General features: G+C 33.9%; 19 protein-coding genes and 1 pseudogene. 8 read left to right on the top strand and 12 right to left on the bottom strand.

Features of this window, described 5'->3' with window-relative positions:
- Positions 1-18: 18 nt before the first annotated feature.
- The 3 genes from ACLHDG_RS07875 to ACLHDG_RS07865 are packed head-to-tail and all read right to left on the bottom strand — an operon-like array spanning position 19 to position 4,988.
- Positions 19-1,740: a DUF262 domain-containing protein gene (locus ACLHDG_RS07875; RefSeq protein WP_415405675.1), complete on the bottom strand. Its 1,722-nt coding sequence runs from the start codon at positions 1,738-1,740 to the stop codon at positions 19-21.
- A gap of 34 nt (positions 1,741-1,774) precedes the next feature.
- Positions 1,775-3,040, bottom strand: coding sequence for a restriction endonuclease subunit S (locus ACLHDG_RS07870; RefSeq protein ID WP_415405674.1), 1,266 nt, complete (start codon positions 3,038-3,040; stop codon positions 1,775-1,777).
- On the bottom strand, positions 3,030-4,988 hold the full coding sequence (locus ACLHDG_RS07865; RefSeq protein ID WP_415405673.1) for a type I restriction-modification system subunit M: 1,959 nt from the start codon (positions 4,986-4,988) through the stop codon (positions 3,030-3,032). The genes ACLHDG_RS07870 and ACLHDG_RS07865 overlap by 11 nt, the downstream gene beginning before the upstream one ends.
- 366 nt (positions 4,989-5,354) lie before the next feature.
- On the opposite strand from ACLHDG_RS07865, the gene ACLHDG_RS07860 reads away from it, so the two are divergent.
- From ACLHDG_RS07860 to ACLHDG_RS07845, 4 genes are all read left to right on the top strand, one after another.
- On the top strand, positions 5,355-6,968 hold the full coding sequence (locus tag ACLHDG_RS07860; protein WP_415405672.1) for an AAA family ATPase: 1,614 nt from the start codon (positions 5,355-5,357) through the stop codon (positions 6,966-6,968).
- The gene (locus ACLHDG_RS07855; protein WP_415405671.1) at positions 6,969-7,829 is read left to right on the top strand and encodes a hypothetical protein; all 861 of its coding nucleotides are present in this window, start codon (positions 6,969-6,971) and stop codon (positions 7,827-7,829) included.
- 86 nt (positions 7,830-7,915) lie between these two features.
- Positions 7,916-8,542 carry an HNH endonuclease gene (locus ACLHDG_RS07850; protein WP_415405670.1) on the top strand — a complete coding sequence of 209 codons (627 nt, stop codon included), beginning with the start codon at positions 7,916-7,918 and terminating at the stop codon, positions 8,540-8,542.
- Between the two features lie 8 nt (positions 8,543-8,550).
- Entirely contained in the window at positions 8,551-8,922 is a 372-nt protein-coding gene (locus tag ACLHDG_RS07845; RefSeq protein ID WP_415405669.1) for an HIT family protein, read from the top strand.
- Between the two features lie 48 nt (positions 8,923-8,970).
- On the opposite strand, the gene ACLHDG_RS07840 is transcribed toward ACLHDG_RS07845, so the two are convergent.
- On the bottom strand, positions 8,971-10,719 hold the full coding sequence (locus ACLHDG_RS07840; protein WP_415405668.1) for an ATP-dependent nuclease: 1,749 nt from the start codon (positions 10,717-10,719) through the stop codon (positions 8,971-8,973).
- Between the two features lie 357 nt (positions 10,720-11,076).
- Here ACLHDG_RS07840 and ACLHDG_RS07835 point away from each other — a divergent pair, with 357 nt between their 5' ends.
- Positions 11,077-11,697, top strand: coding sequence for a hypothetical protein (locus tag ACLHDG_RS07835; protein WP_415405667.1), 621 nt, complete (start codon positions 11,077-11,079; stop codon positions 11,695-11,697).
- A gap of 128 nt (positions 11,698-11,825) precedes the next feature.
- On the opposite strand, the gene ACLHDG_RS07830 is transcribed toward ACLHDG_RS07835, so the two are convergent.
- From ACLHDG_RS07830 to ACLHDG_RS07805, 6 genes are all read right to left on the bottom strand, one after another.
- Positions 11,826-12,311 (bottom strand): hypothetical protein, encoded by a 486-nt coding sequence (locus ACLHDG_RS07830; RefSeq protein WP_415405666.1) that lies wholly within the window; start codon positions 12,309-12,311, stop codon positions 11,826-11,828.
- Positions 12,308-12,877, bottom strand: a complete 570-nt coding sequence (locus ACLHDG_RS07825; RefSeq protein WP_415405665.1) for a hypothetical protein — start codon at positions 12,875-12,877, stop codon at positions 12,308-12,310. Before ACLHDG_RS07825 ends, ACLHDG_RS07830 begins: the two co-directional genes overlap by 4 nt.
- Before the next feature lies 1 nt (position 12,878).
- Entirely contained in the window at positions 12,879-13,100 is a 222-nt protein-coding gene (locus tag ACLHDG_RS07820; RefSeq protein ID WP_415405664.1) for a hypothetical protein, read from the bottom strand.
- Positions 13,101-13,178: 78 nt separating this feature from the next.
- Positions 13,179-13,715 carry an antirestriction protein ArdA gene (locus tag ACLHDG_RS07815; protein ID WP_415405663.1) on the bottom strand — a complete coding sequence of 179 codons (537 nt, stop codon included), beginning with the start codon at positions 13,713-13,715 and terminating at the stop codon, positions 13,179-13,181.
- Between the two features lie 288 nt (positions 13,716-14,003).
- On the bottom strand, positions 14,004-14,309 hold the full coding sequence (locus ACLHDG_RS07810) for a cell division protein FtsZ (protein WP_415405662.1): 306 nt from the start codon (positions 14,307-14,309) through the stop codon (positions 14,004-14,006).
- 89 nt (positions 14,310-14,398) lie between these two features.
- On the bottom strand, positions 14,399-15,040 hold the full coding sequence (locus tag ACLHDG_RS07805) for a hypothetical protein (protein WP_415405661.1): 642 nt from the start codon (positions 15,038-15,040) through the stop codon (positions 14,399-14,401).
- Positions 15,041-15,129: 89 nt separating this feature from the next.
- Here ACLHDG_RS07805 and ACLHDG_RS07800 point away from each other — a divergent pair, with 89 nt between their 5' ends.
- Positions 15,130-15,390 (top strand): helix-turn-helix domain-containing protein, encoded by a 261-nt coding sequence (locus tag ACLHDG_RS07800; RefSeq protein ID WP_415405660.1) that lies wholly within the window; start codon positions 15,130-15,132, stop codon positions 15,388-15,390.
- A gap of 733 nt (positions 15,391-16,123) precedes the next feature.
- Positions 16,124-16,639 carry a hypothetical protein gene (locus ACLHDG_RS07795; protein ID WP_415405659.1) on the top strand — a complete coding sequence of 172 codons (516 nt, stop codon included), beginning with the start codon at positions 16,124-16,126 and terminating at the stop codon, positions 16,637-16,639.
- 172 nt (positions 16,640-16,811) lie between these two features.
- Here ACLHDG_RS07795 and ACLHDG_RS07790 read toward each other — a convergent pair whose 3' ends face one another.
- Entirely contained in the window at positions 16,812-17,942 is a 1,131-nt protein-coding gene (locus ACLHDG_RS07790; protein WP_415405658.1) for a tyrosine-type recombinase/integrase, read from the bottom strand.
- Between the two features lie 139 nt (positions 17,943-18,081).
- On the opposite strand from ACLHDG_RS07790, the pseudogene ACLHDG_RS07785 reads away from it, so the two are divergent.
- Positions 18,082-18,225 (top strand): annotated as a pseudogene (locus tag ACLHDG_RS07785) (desulfoferrodoxin family protein); the annotation flags it as partial.
- Positions 18,226-18,473: 248 nt separating this feature from the next.
- On the opposite strand, the gene ACLHDG_RS07780 reads toward ACLHDG_RS07785, so the two are convergent.
- Positions 18,474-19,922, bottom strand: a complete 1,449-nt coding sequence (locus ACLHDG_RS07780; protein ID WP_415405657.1) for an alpha,alpha-trehalose-phosphate synthase (UDP-forming) — start codon at positions 19,920-19,922, stop codon at positions 18,474-18,476.
- Positions 19,923-19,930: the final 8 nt, after the last annotated feature.

Below are 19,930 nucleotides of genomic sequence, written 5' to 3'. Positions count from 1 at the left end.
TTCCTTATAACTATGTTCTTATGCTATCCAGATTTTTTTTGCATGTTCATACAAAAATTCAGCTCTTTCAGTAATAGTGTCTTCATCCCAATGGTCATATGCCAAATACTTATTCATAGTTTCGATACCACTTGCAAATTCTTTTAGTCCTTTTCTCTTTTCAGTACCATCTTTTTTAACACTCCAGCTAGAGTCCCTTATAGTACTGTTTAAAGAAGAGGTGATAATTGCCAAGTTGCCTAATGTCAAAAGCTTATTGTTTCTATGATACTTTTCATCTTCCGATGTTACCTCAGACCAGTTATTTTCCCATTTTTTAGGCATTAGATGTTCAAGACTATATCTATCCAGTCCTAACAAGGCAGTAGAGTGTCTACTCTTATCTCTCATCTTAGATTCTATCAGATATAAAATACCCGTAGTCTGCTTGTTGATAAGCTTAGAAGTCATAAATCCATCCTCAACATCTTCATCTGATGGCATTGCATTGGTTTTATCTGATTTCTTATTAATCAGCTCTTGCAATTGTTCTTTTGTTGTTATCTCATTCAATATCAGTTCTTCTGAGAATAACTTGTTGTAGCCTTTGTTTACACTCTTAGCAACGATTCTTCTCATAATATAAGACTCAAGATACATAAAGACTTCATTTTGTTCATCTATTGTTGCATGTTTGAGAACATATAGTACATACGGTATTATCGCTGTTGTATCTAGTCCAAAGATTAAGGCATTAATCCGTTCTATACCATAATCAGAAGTCAACTCTCTATCTATAGCATCAAAGTCAATATTATCTTTATAGACTATCGCATATTCTCTGATTTCTTGAATCAGTGACTTTTTATCCACATGGTATGTCTTCATAAACTCTTTATAGCTTTCAAAGAGACCGCTGAACTTACCTAGCCTGACCTTATCTTCTGTCTTAACATTAATATCTTTGTCTTGTAGTTTTATCTGTAAAAATGAGTAGAAAAACAAATCAATGTTTTCTCTTTTGGTTCTACCTGCGGTTATCTCTTTATCCCAGAATGCTTTGGTTTCAGAATCTTTTTCAAAAATTGTCTTCCAATTCTCTTTATAGGACTGTAAATCTTCCCTACCAAATAGATGGTTCTTTAATAGCTCTGCCGTCGTTAGCCTTACACCTAGAGAGTTAATTGTGTCAAATATCTGTTGCTCATCTTCCTCTTTATTCAGGTCAATACCTACAAACATGATATTAGTGATAATTCTAAAAAAATTATAATCCTCTGCATTGACATTTACATTGAAATAATTATAAGCACCCTTTATATGACAAAATTTATCTTCTGGGTTATCAATTGTTTCAAGTTCTTGGAGATTAACAACATAATTATAGGAGGATTCATCATTGTGATTATGCTTAAGAGCTATCTGTCTATCTATCTGAAGTTTAAATCTAAAATCAAATAGGTCATTTCTCTTCATCTTTAAACATAAGACTTTAAAAAAGATACTTAATGTAGTTAGTCTTTGTTGACCGTCAACAAGTGTTCTTATGTCACCATAGGTTGCACTCGTGGGGGTGTCTTGTTGCTTGAGTATGACAGAACCAAGAAAATGCGACTTATCTTTTGCCGATATCTCATTCATATCTTCAAGAAGTCTAGCCCATTGTGGCTTATCCCACACGTAAGACCTTTGAAAAAATGGTATCTCCAAGACTCTATTTCCATTAAATATTTCGCTTATACTTGTTTTAGATGCATCCATTATCTTATCTCCGTTCTTAAATTGTATTGTCTATTCATGAAGCTTCCCTCACATCAATCTTCCCAGTAACAACAGAGCTGATAAGAGCTGTACGCTTCTCTTTTAATAGGTCTATGGCTTTGGTTGCCTTGGTTATTAGGTTGTCTATCTGCTTTGTTTTCAAATCTATATACTCTACTATCTGATTCTGTTCTTCATGTGGAGGAAGAGTAAACTTAAGCTTTTTTAATTCGTCAAAGTTAAGTCCTTGTCGTACTCCTGCTCCCATTCCATAGAACCCTTTATGTATGTCAAATGTATGTAGATATAGATGAAAATATTTCTCGTTGCCTATTGAAGCAGACTTTTTTGCTAAACCTATATATGCAGATGTTATAATTCCTCTTTCATTGACATACCCTGTTCTTAGACTTTTTTTATCATTTTGTAAATCAGTCAATCTTAATATAATATATCCCTCTTTAACCACCTGATAAGTGTTAAAGTTCTCTGGCAATAATCCCTTAGCAGAGTCAATGTCTTTCCTAATGACTCTCCCATAACTAAGTGACAATAAATTTTTATTACTTAAGTCAGAGTTTTTATTCTTGTTGCTAATAAACAAAGAAGATAACAATCCTATGCTCCAATGCTCAGGAATCTCCCCCAACCACTCAACCCCACTATCTTTCATAGGTACAGAACTGTCTAACCCACGAGTGACAGCAGTTGAGATGACTGCTTGTCGCTTCTCTTTTAGTAGCTCTATGAGTTTTGTCTGTTTTTCGATGAGGGTGTCTATCTTAGCTGTGGCTTTGTCTAGGTAGTTGGCTATGGATTTTCTTTCTTGTTCTTCCTTTGGATAAGAAACAATTAAATTACCTAAGGCTTCAGATGTTAGTTTCGGTTGAGCAGAGCCACTTACAAAAGGGCTAATATCTAAACTATTAATTACATTAGACCAATAGAAGTGATTCTTATCTTTAAATCTTAAAATGTGTGCATGGTTATTTACCCAATATTTTCCATTGGCAATAAAAGCAAGAGGTGTAGACCTTGAAAGAAGATTAGCTCCATCTTCTCCAACTAAAATAGTTTCTTCATCATAGATGTATTCTGCAACATAATCTATGATTCCAGAAGCTCCATAATATGGATATCCATCAACAATAGTTTCTCTTTCAGCAGCACTTATTGGAATTCTTCTATTATCTAAGTTTTCATATGCATATTTGAGGCTACTTACTTCCCAATGCTCAGGAATCTCCCCCAACCACTCAACCCCACTATCCTTATAACTAGGATACTTACTATATTTCATGGAGCATTTCCATTATCTCAGCATTAAGCGTCTCCAACTCCGCATCTATCTCTTCCAATGCTCTAGGTGGTACGTACTCGTAAAAGTGTCTATTAAATGGTATCTCATACCCCACAATCCCCACTTCACCATCTTTAGTATCTCTCTTCTTCTCATCTATCCAAGCCAATGGGACATGGGGTGTCACTTCCTTGGCGAAGTACTCGTAAATGTCTTGAGATAGTGGAATGTTCTCGTAGTCTCTTAGGTCTGAATTGGCTTCCAATTTACCTTTTGAGTCTCTACACAGTTCTGCTTCATCATCATGTACTGCTATATGCTTCTGTATGAGCTTAAACTGGCTAGCACTTAGCTTGGCTGTGATATTACTGTCTAAGGCTTTCTTGAACTCTGTACGGCTCATAATCTTATCTTCCGTTATGTTGCTAAGGGCTGTAATCATAGAAGAACCAAGCTCATTTAACTTGATAAATGCTTTGTCATTCTGTAATGCTTCCAGCTTGTCTTCATCGTGTGGATAGTAGCTTAGTTGAAGAGGTCTCTCTACTGTGATTCTTCTGTAACCAAAGTCTGTCGTATCAAAGAGCTTAGATATCTTAGAGAGTTGGTTCTCTCCATATAGTCTTACTATATCATTGATTTGGTTCTCATCTAGGAACTTACGTTTAGAACCAAGAGACTTTCTCATACTGTTACCCATATCTGAAGCATTGATAAGCTGCACTTGTCCTTGTCTATGGTCTGGCTTGTTGTTAGATAGTATCCAAATGTATGTGGCAATACCTGTATTGAAGAACATGTCGTTTGGCATTGCTACTATGGTTTCAAGTAGGTCATTCTCTAGGATGTATCTTCTTATCTCACTCTCACCTGAACCAGCTCCACCAGTAAATAGTGGTGAACCATTTAGAATGATACCTATACGAGAACCACCCTTGCTCTTTGGTCTCATCTTCGAGATAAGGTGAAGCAGGAACAGTAATGAACCATCAGATACCCTTGGAAGCCCTGGACCGAATCTACCATTGTATCCTTGCTCTTCATATTCAGCTACTACAGTCTTCTGTACTTTCTTCCACTCTACACCAAAGGGAGGATTTGAGAGCATGTAGTCAAACTTGTTATCTTCCAGTTGGTCATTACTAAGCGTATTACCATGCTTGATGTTCTCTACTGCCTGACCCTTTATCAGCATATCTGCCTTACAGATAGCATACGACTCACCGTTTAGCTCTTGACCGAAGGTAACAAGCGTTGCATCAGGATTCAACTCATACACATACTCTGTACCACTTGAAAGGAACCCACCTGTCCCTGCTGTCGGGTCGTAGAGACTTCGCACAACACCACTCTTAGTAAGTACTTCATCATCTGTAGAGAACAGTAGTGATGTGGTAAGTCTTACTATGTCTCTAGGGGTAAAATGCTCCCCTGCTGTTTCATTGGACTGCTCTGCAAACTTTCGTATCAGCTCTTCAAACAGTAACCCCATTTGATGATTAGAGATAACATCTGGATGCAGGTTAAAACTAGCAAACTTTTCCACAATCAGATACAGCAAGTTGGCTTCATTGAGCTTATCTATCTGTATAGCAAACTCATATTTCTCAAATATCTCTCTGGCATTAGGACTAAATTCATTAATGTAGCTCTCAAGATTCTCCCTGATGTTGTTAGGGTCTGACATCAGCTTTGTGAGTGTGTACTTAGATGTATTGTAGAAGCTATGACCTGACTTACGAACCAAGAACTGCTCCATTGGGATGCCTAAGCTCTTTCTAGCTTCATGCTCTGCCAGTACAGCATCTCTTGTTGGTTCTAAGACACATTCCACTCTTCTAAGTAGTGTAAATGGCAGGATTATCTTACCATATTCTGATTGTTTGTAGTCACCTCTTAGAAGGTCTGCTGTTGCCCATATAAGTGCTGAAATAGATTGAGTGCTCATGATTGTCCTGAGAGTAGTTTTTAAGAATATTATAAGCTAATTAGTATTTTAACCTACTTGGTTATATCTAGTGTATTGGGTAACATTTCTCTATTTTCTTCCAAAATTCAAAAAAAGTATTAAAGCAAAGATGAGTCGTACATAGAAAAAACTTCTTAATACAGTGAGTAAACATTACGATAGAATTTATTATATCTGTTAGAAAGAGAATATTTTTATTATTAATAAAAATATTTTTTGTTATACTCTTCAATATTTAAACAAACAATCTATTTGTGTTGTATACCTTTTCCAAGAGACAATAAAAATGTTTAATGCTGAAGAAAATGAAATATCTACAAAATAATATTAATAAAGTTGGTATAGATGGAAAAAAAAGAAAATTTGTATAAAATAAAAATATTGACTGATGGCAATGAACCATCTAAGCCCAATACACGTGAAGTTATACTCACTATAATTCCTGATAGCTGGAATGACTTTAGTCACCATATACGATATAATTTTGTTGCTAAAGACATTAATAAAAAAATATTTGAAGGTACTTTATTTTTAGCAATGGATTCAAAAAGTGAACCTGAAACAAAAGATTATAATAGTTTTTTTTCGATGCTACCTACAATGCAAGACTATAGAAGCTTGATATCTTTATTGGGTATTGAAGAAGCTAATATTTTTCTTGAGTCTATTAATGATATTGTGCATCTTCAAACAGGTAAAGCTAATTCAACTATATTAGACGATATAAAAAATCAAGACATATTTAAACTTGCCTTTATGAGAAACTCTGAAAGCTTTTTTACATTTCATAATGCAGTTGATATTTTAAATGGGTTAGACCAAGAATCAACGAATAAAATATCCACATCTCTAGAGTTAAAATTTAAACTAGACTCCTTTTCTAATGAGCATAGGTTTACTTTTAATTTTGATTTAAACAGTATTTTACCTAAACGATTATGTGCGATAATTGGTAAAAATGGTATAGGGAAAAGCCAAACATTACACAACATAGTGAAAAAACTTTTAAAGAAAGATGAGAATTTTATTGACCCTATTAATGGACGACCTATACTAAATAGATTATTAGCCATGGCAACACCGGGTGAAACAAGAAATACCTTTCCTAAAGAAGAAAAACAAAATCCATTAATTCATTACAAAAGATTACTCCTAACTAGAGACTCGAAAGCAAGATTTTCTCGTGGTTCAGGTGATTTTCTTGTTCAATTATTACGTTCAAGTGATTCAATAAAGGGTAAATCAAGGTTTACTTTATTTTTGAAATCCTTAGAAGAGATACTTGGTGAAGAAATAGATAACCTTGTTGTTTCAATCAACCCAGATTCAGAAAATATTGTACCAAACCATATAGAATACATTGGAAGTCACGCATACATAAGAGTCAACAAACTTAATCAATTCGGTGGTGAACAAAAAAAATTGGAAGCGTGGGGTTCTTTAAGTAGAAATGCAAAACCTTCTTTTATAAAAAATGGTAATGCATATCCATTAAGTAGTGGACAATATGCTTTTTACTTTTTTGCACTACAAGCATGTTTGATGATAGAAAATGGAACATTAGTTTTATTAGATGAGCCAGAAACACATCTACATCCAAACTATATATCTAGTTTTGTTTCTCTATTAGATAAGTTATTAGAATTAACTGGTTCTATTGCAATAATTGCAACACATTCAAGTTATATAATTAGAGAACTTCCTCGTAGTCAAGTACATGTTATAAAAGAAGAGAATCATGAGGTAAATATTAATCAACCCAGACTTCAAACCTTTGGTGCCGATGTTGGTTCTATTTCATATTTTGTTTTTGAAGATGAGATAACGAATAGATTGATAAAAAGATTAAAAAAACCATTAAAGAAAAATCCAGAATTATTTGAAGAAATAAAAGATGAACTTTCTTTAGAAGCAATCATGAATTTACAAAGATTTTTGAATGAAAATAAAAGTAATTAAATGAAAAATCTCACATTACCTCCATACAATGACAATATACTTTTAGGAACTTTATCAAGAAATACTCGTTTAGGTAGCCATCCCCTTTTACTACAAAATTTACAACAAATTTTGACACAATATAACTTGTATCAACAACATGGAGGAAATCCATGGAATCTTAATATAATTACTATTCCTACCGCATTGGAAGATTCTTTAGAAGCACACTATACAAGACCACCCAATGCATTGGGTATGATTAAAGTTATGCGAGATGAAGTCTCACCTGATGTTTGTCCAATGTGTGGTAGTCTTTTTACAAGTGAATTAGACCACTTTTTACCACAAGAAGATTACCCTTGGTTTACAGTTCTTACAAAAAATTTAATTCCAGCATGTAAATGTAATAGACTCAAAGGAACTATAGTTCAAGGAACAAACAATACACAACACTTTTTACACCCATACTATGCTAACTGTTTAAACAATAGGTTAATTACATGTACTATTGTAGGACAACCAAATTATTTCACACCTAGTATAAGTCTTAATAACTATATTGGGGCAGCAGTTGGAAACTGTAGTAATGGAGCTATTAATTTTCATATTGATGAACTCATCAAGAAAACAAATATTCTTAACTTTCTAGATAAAAAATGGGCTAAATTAGTTCATGACCCAAGTTCTATTATAATGACATTCCCAGATACTGTCATCAATACTATACCTGAATGTAGAAACTATATACAAAATAGTCTCAATCGATGGGATAGACAATTAGGAACACCTAATAATTGGATGTCAATTCTTTTTTCAGGAATTTTAAATAACGCAGCCGCAATTGATTGGATTTATCATAGACACAATGCAATTGTATAATCGAGAAATGTATAAAAAGCACATGTAAGGAAATTTAAACTAATTTCATATTTTATTTAAGTACATGATTTTAAAAGGAGTAATTAATGCCCAATATTCCAGATGGAATAACACAACAAAATATCTTAGAAGCAGCAAGAGTATATGATAATAAAACTATCTCTCATCAGTTTAGCCATTCAACAACATATGATGTCATTATTAGTGGACATAGATATCCACCAAAAGCTATAGTGGGTATAGCATCTAATTATCATTTAGGACAACCGTTAACTCCTGATGATTTTAGTGGAGGTCTACATACAAAGTGCTTTAGGGTTTTAAGAGAAAATGGATTTAGAATAATCCTGAAGAAAGATGATATTGTTTATCCTGATGAGATACCAAAAAATATAGTACATACAGAAGGTAGTGTTAAACAAGTAACTATAAATAGCTATGAGAGAGACACAGATGCAAGAGATAAATGTATTGAATACTATGGGCTAAAGTGCCAAGCATGTGACTTCGATTTTGAAGATGTCTATGGGGATTTAGGTGCAGGTTTTATACATGTTCATCATCTTGTTCAAATATCTAGTATAAAGGAGAAGTATATTATTGACCCTATTAAAGACTTACGACCAGTTTGTCCAAATTGTCACGCTATGCTCCATAAAAGAAAGAAGAAGCCTTATACAATAGATGAGTTAAAAGAAATAATTAATAGATAGGAGAAGAGATGAGTTGTCCTTTTTGTATGCTACCAGTAGAAAAAATAGTATATAGTAATGAGTTCTCTTTAATGTTTTATGATAGTTATCCTGTGACAAAGTATCATACCCTTATCATACCAAGAAGGCATGTTGCAGACTATTTTGAGCTAACAAATGAAGAAGTAGATGCAATGCAAGAGTTACTATATCGTCAAAAAGAAAGGCTATTACAGTTAGACAAGACTATTACAGGATTTAATATAGGTATCAATGTAGGAAAAGATGCAGGACAAAGTATTTTTCATGTACATATGCACCTAATACCAAGACGGGAAGGTGATATGAAAGAACCTAAAGGTGGGGTTAGAGGTGTTATACCTGAGAAGCAAAAATATTAATTTTAACCATTTGTAATTAATATTTAATATCACAATTTGACATATTTTTTATTCAGTGATATTGATACTGGGGTTAGACTCTTTAATAAAAGTAACTAGTTTATTAATATTTTTATTCAAATCTAATATAGTTAAATCTACATCATATTTCTCAGCAATGTATTTTGCAACATCTACTTTAGATGCTTGTGCCTCTTTACCGTTTTTTCTAATAATTGATAATGTATTCTCAAATTGACCTAAAGTAGAATTTATTTTCGAAGAAGGAATAGTAGCATTAATTGCTTCTTTAATATTATCACTTGGAAGATAATTCTCAATTTCTCTTCCTTGAGTTATCCATGCAAACCCTGGACCTTCATCAAATTCATCTCTGAGACGTTTTTTTGTAGAATTGATTCTTGCACTTTTCTTGTCTCTATCACTGTCAATCACTATCACTCCTCTTCTATTAAGCCTTCTGAGAGAAATAAAGTTTTCAATGTCTTCAGATATATCTTTGCCAGTTAAATGAGATGCTAGCCTACCACCATAGAACATAATAGAATAATGTACACCTTCAATTAGTTCAGGAGAAGTCTTATGAATCCAGTAATTAAGATAAATTCTATCTGACGGTCCCTCTACCCAAATAATACAATTTGATTGTAATAAATCAGATGGATGATAACCAAGTTCTTCACAAACTTCTGAACGATGCTTATCAGATGTTACTCGCGATATAATAGATTCACCATCTATAAGACTTACTTGATACACTTCAGCAGTAGGAGTATCCATTAGAGCAGCAGAATGTGTAGTAATAAAATATTGATTATTAGTTGATTCAGACAAATATCTAACCAGTTTTTTTTGTAATATGGGATTTAAATGAAGTTCGGGTTCCTCCATACAAATAACAAAATTTTCTAATATTGTTGCGGCTGAAGCTAATATGATAACTTCATGTATCCCTGTTCCCAATGATTCCAAAGGAAGAGTTTTATCATCCATATGTACTAATATAGTATCTCTTTCATGTGGTATTTCTATTTCTGCTGTTTCATTACCAGTGACATTACGTAAAAAACTATTAATCTTATCAAATTTTTTACGGTCATTTTGATTATGAACATCTGGGTTTTGAAGTTTTACCAATCGTTCAATAATACCTTTACCACTAAAGTCTTCTGACACAGAACCTTTACTACCTATTTGTCTAATAGCTGGAATTAACACAGAATTTATCTTTTTAAATTGTGGTGTTATATTTCTAAGTGTTTCAGGATACCAATGTTGCTTTCGACCACCTTGCCTCTGACCAGTGAGGTTATTCCAAACTAAGCTTAATGCTCTATCACCAAGAGTACTAAATGCTTCTTCCCAGTTATCAAGAATAAGTTTTAATTCTTGGTCAAAAATAAACCAAGTATCATCTGTCTTATCTAATATTCCTTTTTCCTTTAACACTTTATAAATTGAATCAAATGAACTTGATTGAATAGGTAATTTTCTAAAATTAATGTACTCTAACCCAACATAATTACCATCATTATCTTTATCAGTTGAAATAGAAAAACCAAAAATAAATTTTGTATTACTAGTCATATGCTTATCTAGTGCATCAAGTTTTATAGCTTGATGCAAAGTACTTAGATATTTCTCATGAATAAACCTAAGAATATTAGATTTTCCAGAATTGTTCTGTCCTATAAATAAATTGATTTTATTAAATTTCTCAAACCGTTGTATCTCTTTACCAAAACTTCTATAACCCGCCAAAGCAAGCGAATCAATATACACGTTTTCTTTAGTCATCAACTCCCCTATACTCCATATATAATATACATTGTATAGTTTTTTATCTTATATCCATATCGTTAACAATAAAGTGGGCAAAAGCCCGTAGGGTTAACATAACTCAATTCTCTATCAACGGTTAAAAAAGAGGTCAGCGTCAGCTTGGCTCTTTTCAGTTGATAGAAATAGCGTTATGTCTTAATGAAGTGAAGTCTTAATGGTCATCATCTTTGATGTGAGCTTTAATACTTTGATGAACTTACCCACTTTACGATTGTCCTTGCATGCAAAGTAAACTTATCTATATGAGCTATAATAATATATTAATAAGAAGATAGCTAGATATTAGTAAATTAATACAAAGAGGTAATAAGAATGGATACTATAAAAATGACTGCTACCAATTTTAGTCTTGAAAACTTTATAGGACGAGACTTGATAGAAGTGACAAAGTGCAATGCTCCTGATATTTCTGATATTAATCAAAAATGGTTACCGACATTTTGTCTTAACTCTACTTTTAAAGTACATTTTAAAGAACCAATACACCAAATGATTTTAAGTTACTTAAGAAAAACAGAAACCTCGTTTTTAGAATATACATTAGCCCGAGAAGCTTTGAATAAATATGTATCAACAGACAACAACATGATTACTCCATATTTCCATGCCCTTTCACATTTTGAAATATGTATATCATATGCTTGGCAAGCATTAGAAATAATTATGGACTTAAGTGGTGAAAAACTTTTTACACCAAACGATGGTTCTGATGCAGAGAAACATAGCAACATCCACAATATTTGCAAACATTTAAATAAAGAATTACGAAGGAATGATTTTCCAATAGAGCATACTGGTCCAGTGTGGCTTTCAAACGATGGACTTGAATCTAAAGATGTTTCCTTCTCTTTTGAAAAAATGAAAGAACTTATGGAGTCTCTAGCTAATTATGCAGAGTTGTTATCCTCAAAGATACCTAACCAAATTAACTAATTGTAACTCTAACTCTGTTGGGTAAACTTGTAGCATCTATATTCCTTTTTGTGCGTTGATAACATCCAAACCAGTGAGAAGTTCACTGGTTCTGGTGTATTCAAACAGTTTGTACTGATGATGAGACATTAGGCACTCCTCTGTGCTTCCAGTACATGGATAACATAGTAGTTGATGACCGAACCAAACAAAGTCTCTATAGCACGTTTAAGGGCTCTGGTCTCTGCTCTTGCATTCATAAAATGAAGTCCACCATTACCTTTGAGCTCAGAGATTTCACAGATACCCATACTGTCTGCTTCCCTAATGATAGAACCAGTCTCTATTTTAAGTACACCCAATACTTGAGCATACTCTTTGGTGAGCTGCTTATCCAGTATCTTCCAACTATAAGAGATGGGGAGTGATGAGAGTATTTTGATAAGTGCATCCCGTTTAGCTTCCCACACTCCATTTATCTGTACAAAGTCATTACGAGACAAAAGTTTAAATGCTTGCAGTTTGGTTTCCTTTATCATGTTGGAATCTGTTTTACTCGCAGCAAGCAGGATTTCTCCTGTTCTTGCATTGACCTTTAAAACTTCTTCATCCGTTTCAATGAACCTTTTCATCATGCTACCTCCTCCTGCGAGATTAGAGTTGTATTATTTACACCTCTACGTTTGTTTATCTTTATCTTGGCAGGTTTTGGGATACTTATAACTTCAAGAGTACTATTCTTCTGTATGATATTTGCATGTTTGTCACTGCTGTAATACTGGAGTATTTTCTCTTCATCTATGACCTTCTTGAAAAACCCTGCATTGATGAGTACTTCTGCATCATGTACCACCAACTTAGTTTTATCTGCTGTGGTTGCACCTGTAAATGTAATACTGGAAATACCTGCTCCATCGAGTTTATCTATGCCATATTCTATAAAAATTTCTGCACCTGCAGTAAGTACAATTTCCTTTGCTGCTTTAAGGCTTTTCTTTAGCTCCTGAAGCTCTTTTATTTCTTCATCCAAGCTCTGTATCCTGTTGTCGATAGAAAGTACTGAGAAGCCAATATAGTCGGCTTTTCTTGTGTAGTCTTTGTCTGATTCAAGGATGGCTCTAAACTCATCTTTGAGCCACTCTATGCTCTTGGCATTTGCACTCTGTACCGTCTGTTCAAATTTGTATCTTGTTGTTTTCATTTTATGCTCCTAGTTTTGGGTTATAGTCTATGTTGTTTAAAGCTTTTTGGTGTACAATTGAAGTCTCGGTGGTTGAGGACTCTTTTGAGTCTTCTTCCCCTTCATTCGTAACATCATCTTCACTCACTTCTAGTTCTTGGTCACATACCCATTCCATGAAACTGTAGTACTGTTCCATTTCAAAGTCATGGTCTCTTTCCATCTGTTCTTTTATCTTTGACATGATTTCTCCTTTGTCAATATTTGTATCTGACTGCATAGCAGCATTGAGGGTTCTAGTTTAAGCTCTTTGCGGAGCTGATTAACCAATATACTCATAGACATCACCACCTAGTTCACAGTACGTACCATCATGGTCAAGGTCTCTTGCTATACCGTCATAATCTATGTTGTTGGCAATAAGGTCTGGGATATCTTTGAGGTTGTAGCAATTATGAATCAAATCGTAAGCGACATCTTCTATGGTGTAGTTATGATGAATGATGACATCTTCTGCTCTGCTGATGGCATCTTCTATATCAATAGTGATACCTTCATCAAGTAAGAACTTGACTGCTTTGCATTTGTCTTTGTCTAGGTCTGAAAGTAGTCTGAGTTCATCATTGAGGTCATAGATGTTCTCATACTCATCAATCTCTTTGAGGTCTATGTCATCCCACGCATAGTCTGTAATAAAGTACTCTTCATGGTTCTCTTCCTCTGTGACATGTTCACCTTCTGTGAGCACCTCTGAAATGGCTTGTGAGAGCTCGAACTTTGTAAGTGGTAGTTGAACCCACATTCCTGATAGACAGCCTGCGTTATAGGCTGCTAAGTCTGTTAGATAAACACTAAGCATAGTGTCTCCTTTGGAATTAGATTAGTTTTGACTCGTCTCGGAGTGAACAATTGGAGTATGATTAATGCAGAAAGTAAAGTTTTGAAAGGTTAGATTGTGTTGGAGTAGTTGAAGATTTGACGTACAGAATCCTCCTCAATGAGAGGATGGATATGATAATGAAAAAATTGTCTTGATAAAAGGATTGTTAGTCATGATGAGGGGGGGATACAAATCAGAAGCTCATCTTCAACCCCTCTACAGGAGTTGAAATAAATGAGTGAAAATTGGAGGAATTTTTAGATAAATTTACTGTATTAATGCTTCTTTAATCTCTTCATAAACCTCTAAAGCACCTTCTCTGCCTCGTTCTGGCATTATTTCATGGAAACTAAATGGTTTATCTTTAAGTAACGTAATCTTAACATCTGCCTTACGAGATTCAACGTTATTGCCCTTTTCGTCAACTGCAACTAGTTTAATTTTATCACGGATATCACTTTCGGAAAGTAAATCAAGTACCTTACACCCTGCACCTCCAACACCTATAACTGCTATTTTTGCACCTTTATTACCTATCTTTTTTTCTGTTATTTTTATATTAAATTCTTCCATTTTTATAGTTCCTTATTTTCTAAATTATATATTTCTTGTCTTAAATAACGTACATTCAACACTAAATAGTGTAAGTTTAAGCTTTCAAATTAATTGAAAGCTGTGATGACTATAAAAATACCTAGAATAATTAACAATGTAAAAGCTAAAGTTTTGTTTTCTTCTTTATCTAACTCTAATATTTCTTGTTCTTGTAATTCTTCGAGCTTCTTTTCTTCTTCAATTTTTCTTTCTTCTTCCAACTTTCTTTGCTCTGCTATGGGGTCTTTAAATCCATTTTTAATATAATCAAATAAGCTTTCTTTAGACATCTCATCATAAGCAATTTTTTGTGCATCAAATTGGTCTTTAATGGATTGCACTCTATATTGCATATAGATAGATTCTGCCTTTACATCGATACCATCAGAATGAGCCAATGCTTTAGCCCAAGTTGATTTGACTTTATTATCTTCTTCAATTTCATTAAGTAGGACATACTCATATAATATTTCATCATCTAGCGACGTATCATCTTCATTTTCTCTATTGTTAGGTTCAGTTTTAGCTGTAATGCTTTTCCAGCTAAACGCCAATAGTGCGGCAACAAAAGAATATAGCAATACATAGGATAATAGTAAACCGATTCCGTTCATACCTGAATCTGAAACTGCAACTTTCCCTATCACTAGAATAAATAGTGCAAGAAAAAATGCAAGTAACCCAATAAAGATATCATAAACCTTTTTCATTTTTTCCCTTTATTTTAATCTAATATATTAGATTGATAAAAATAGTATAACACCCTACACTTTAAAATCTAACATATTAGGGTGCATACTTGAAAGATATCGAAGAGTTGCCAGAGGATTACTCTGAACGACTTCATAAAACTATCGGAGCTAATGTTAAAAGAGTTAGACAAGATAAAGGTATCACACAATTGAAATTATCAGAAGCTATAGGCTATAAATCAGTATCTCCTATTTCTAGTGCTGAAATATACTATAATAAAATCCACTTTAACGTAGAACAACTCTCAAAAATTGCTTATGTTCTTGATGTGGATGTTTGTGAATTTTTTAAACTTAATCACGATTAGATAATCTAATATTTTTAAAGCTTTTCAGTATGTGCATGTATGTTAAATATATGACAAGGAATACTTTCACTTGTATGACTGGAGTAAACAAAAAATTTGTACATATTATTGATATAGACCTATAGAGCGTGATTATAAGTATTTTAGTTATTCTGAGTGATGTAAGGTCTTGTAGGTTTTCTGTTTTTAGTTATTTTTATCATTATTTCTTAGTTATGGTTTGTGTAAAATAGTCTAGTATATGGCATCCCCAAGGGGATACCAGTCTAAGGATATAAGCTCTTAGCATACGCCTTCGTCAGACTTTAGTGTGCTACGTTTCGCTTCGCTACACGTGCACACAAAAGCTCTTCCTTGTCTATGCTAAGAGCTTCCCTCCTTCGACAATATTAAGTAATGCTAACGGTCTTTGCTAACACTCTCTTAACTAAGATACTATTTTGTACGAAGATAACATTAGACTATTTTGCATGTTTGACTTTCCATAAAGAGATATCCAAAATGAGATTTGAGGAAAAATTATGCAAAGCAATTACTAAATCTACTATCGAGGTTTTGGTTGATTTTTGGTCGCTTATATTTATCTAAGAAGGAAAGGTTCTAAAACAACGCTATAGCTTAAAATGTATTTTTTTTAAGGGAATACTTTGGTCTATTATCTACACTTTAAAAGGGAACGATTTGGTCTGTTATGTTATAATGTAAATATTGAAGAAATCAAGAAGGAGAACCAATGGATAAGATTGGCTCAAGTGATACAATTATATCAGAAAGTACGTACAAAGAGACTGAAAAAGGCATGTATGTTGGTGATATACCAAAGGGTAAAAAACTCAATATGTCTCTTGAAGATATAACTAGAAAACCAGCCTTTATAATGGTTGGAACTGGTAATAAAGATAAAAGTAATAAAGGAACTCATAGTATGGATTACACAAAAGAATTATTAAATATGACAAAGCCTGAAGGATTTATGTTTGGATTATTGATGGAGAATAGAATAAGTCCAGAAAAAAGACCAGAATATATTAAAACAAACCAAACCTATATCGACAATAGCACATTAACTGCAACTGAAATAAAGTATGTTGGCAAAGCATATCGTTTATTACGTAAAAAAGATTTAATAGTTAGAACACAAAGAGAGCATTATATTATCAATCCACGATTGGTAATATCAAATGATGACTGGAAAGAAGATGAACGCTTATATATTGAAGCTGTAGATAAACTAAAAGATAAAGATTAAATAAATAAAACTATGATTCAGGCGCATTTTTTTTATTACGTCGAAAAATCTGTTTTAGCTCAGACTGCATTACAGTAAAAATAGAGCATTCACCAATACACTTTTTCAGTGTATTGCTATGTACATTTGATATTGGATGACTCAAATCGTTTCCTGTACATTTTTTATAACTTCACTTTAAGGTACTTATCCCCAATTTTATTACCTCTTCTTGCCCTTGATTCGGTGAAAGCTTTGCATATACTATGGTTTGGTCTATTGTTGTATGGTCTAAAAGTTTCATAATTGTATAAATCGGAGTACCTTGGATGGCTAAGTGACTTCCAAAAGTGTGCCTAAGTGTATGAATCACTACTTTATCTCTCCTATCGGTTACATGTTCATTAAAACATTTATTCAATATAGGTTGTAATCTTTTTGCAAATATTGTAGGATGTTTAGATTTTCCACTTCTACCAAAGATGTAAGTATTTTCATTACAGTCCTTGCACCACTTCTTGATAACTATACATAGGTCTTGTTGGATATACCCTTTGTAGATTCTTTTAGCTTTGTGGTTAGTTATGGTTACTACTCCCCTTTCAAAGTCAATATCTTTCATTTTAATGGTAAGGATGGAATTTAGCCTTGCTCCTGTACTGAGAGCTATTTTCGTAAATAGCATAAGTTCTTTTGTAATATCAGGATTTGTATTTCTGTTCTGTGCAAAGTCGTTCCTGTGTTTTATCATAAAGAAAAGTTCTTTAATCTCTTTTTCGGTTAAATATCTTCTTCTGGAATTATCAGGATTATAACGGTCAACTTTCTGCGATGATGCTGGTGAAGGTATCTGTACATCATGATACTTATTGTAATACTGATAGATGGTATGAATCAAATTAATCATATCATCCACTGTTTTAGGTGATAAAATTCTTTTGGTTTTATTAGATGTCTTTTCTGAAAGCTTGTTCCGTAGTTCCAGTACATCTAGTGGTTTGATTTCATTTAGTGGAATATCTCCTAGTTCATTGTGGATATGGTTATAATATCTTCCTTTCGTATTTCTTGTATCACTTTTATTTTTGATATGCCTATAATATTCCTCAAATGCGTCTTCTAGGTTAATAGCAGTCTCTACTTTAGAAAAGGATTTTGAACGGTTTTGACGCTCTTGGTAAGCTTTAAGTACACTCCATCCCTCTGAACTTGTACCTAAACGTCTTTTGTATGATTTGTTATGTGCTCGGTAGGTAATAATATATGCTACGTCACCATTATTTAGTTCTCTTGTATAAACACCCTCTTTGCTTGTCTTTGTCATGAGTTTTACCTTAGATAATAAACTCATTTTAGAGGTAAAAATGGTAGCAAATAGGTAGCGTTTTTAGAAAAAATACAAAATCACAAGTAAAATCATATTATCTTATGATTCTCTTCAAATGCCTTGCTACAGGGCTTTAGGAACACTTGGAAACATCAAAGCACACAACACAACTACATTCACAATCATCCCAACAGGTAAAAAACTTAACCTTGTTGCACATGGTTACTGTACTAAACACGGTATCTGGGAAGGTACTGCTCAAGAGGTTACAGTTAACTAATCCTATGTAGTGCCCTATTCTTGGGCATTACATCATTTTTAAACTCTTCCACTAAAATTATATTTACCTACACATCACCTACAAATTTAAAAATATTTCTATACTCACCATATAGATAAGTACATATTTTAAATGAAAGGTAGTTTTATCTTTTTTCTTAATATACTTCTACATCAATAATCCCAGATAATTTGTCTTAGATCTTCTCTGCTTCTAGTGTAAAGCATTAACTTTTCCATACTCTCCTCCTACTTAAGGACATACCTGGCTGCACCCAGAAAAGAATCTGCCCACCAATAGATATCGTAAGACCGAATATTTTGTTGGAGTTTCAGCATTCGCTCCTTTTGTTCCTCTTTGCTCATAGAGATAGCCCTTTTCATTGCCGATACCAAAGATTTTATATCAAAGGGATTAACCGGAAGTGCTCCACACTTTAGCTGATGCATAGCACCGGCAAACTCACTGAGTATCAGTACCCCATTTGCATCACTCTTGGAGGCACAATACTCCTTGGCCACCAAATTCATCCCATCTTTGAGTGGAGTAACAAGAACAATGTCACAAGCTTGGTAGTAGGCTAAAATCTCCTCTCTTTTTATTGTGCAGTAGCGGTATTCAATAGGTATCCAGCCAGGCTGACTGAAAGAGCCGTTGATCTGCCCGACCAACTGTTCTATCTCGCTTTTTAGATCTGCATACTGTGATATGTTCTCCCTGCTGGGTACCAAAATCTGTATAAGCTTAACTCTCCCCCTGAGTTCCAGATTCTCTTCCAGAAGCATCCGGTAGGCTTTTAACTTTTGAGGGATGCCTTTGGTATAGTCCAGACGGTCTACCCCAAACATAAGCAATTGATCCAGGTAGGTTTCCTTTAGCTCTTTGGACTTTTTGAGCACTTTTTTCCTTTTTGCGCCCTCAGAGAATTCATCATAGTCGATACTGATCGCAAAGGATCCGACACTGATCTCTCTTGAGCCGTCTGTAAGCCTACAGATATTCTCCGATCCCGCTTCTGTCTGTTTTAATTCAGTCAACTTATATACGACATCGATAAAGTTCTTTTTATCCTGTTCAGTCTGAAATCCTATAAGGTCATATTCAAGCAATGCATCAAAGAGTTTTTGTCTATTTGGCATTCTCATAAATGTTTCCAACGGAGGAAAGGGGATATGGAGAAAATAGGCGATACGGTTAGTCGTCCCCATTTCTCTCAGATATCCAGCAACTTTGATAAGATGATAGTCATGGATCCATACAAAATCACTTTCATTCAGGTTTTCAAACACTGTGTCGGCAAATTTTTTATTTACCTCTTCATAGGCTGTATAGAATTCAGGTTTAAAAACACAGTAGCTGGAAAAATTATGGAAAAGTGGCCAGAGGATTTCATTGGAGTACCCTTCATAGTATAGATTATAATTTGCAATGCTAAGTTCAACCGGTATGAGATCGTAGCCCACCTCTTTTGTCTTGTTTTTGAGAAGTTCTTTTGTGTTGATCTCCTCTTCTTTGTAGTCACCTGCCCATCCTATCCAGAGCCCTTTTCGCTTTTTCAGTATCGGCTCCATGGCGGTCACCAGTCCACCGACTGCAGGTTTGAATTTGTATTTTTTCTTTTCGGTCTTTTCCATTACCACCGGCAAGCGGTTGGAAACGATCACTAAACGGCCGTCAAATAACGCTTCGTTGCTCATCTTTACTC

The sequence above is a fragment of the Sulfurovum iocasae genome, assembly GCF_047716765.1.
Lineage (GTDB): Bacteria > Campylobacterota > Campylobacteria > Campylobacterales > Sulfurovaceae > Sulfurovum.
The sequence above is the reverse complement of the archived record's forward strand: the minus strand, read 5'-3'. Positions and strand labels throughout refer to the sequence as shown.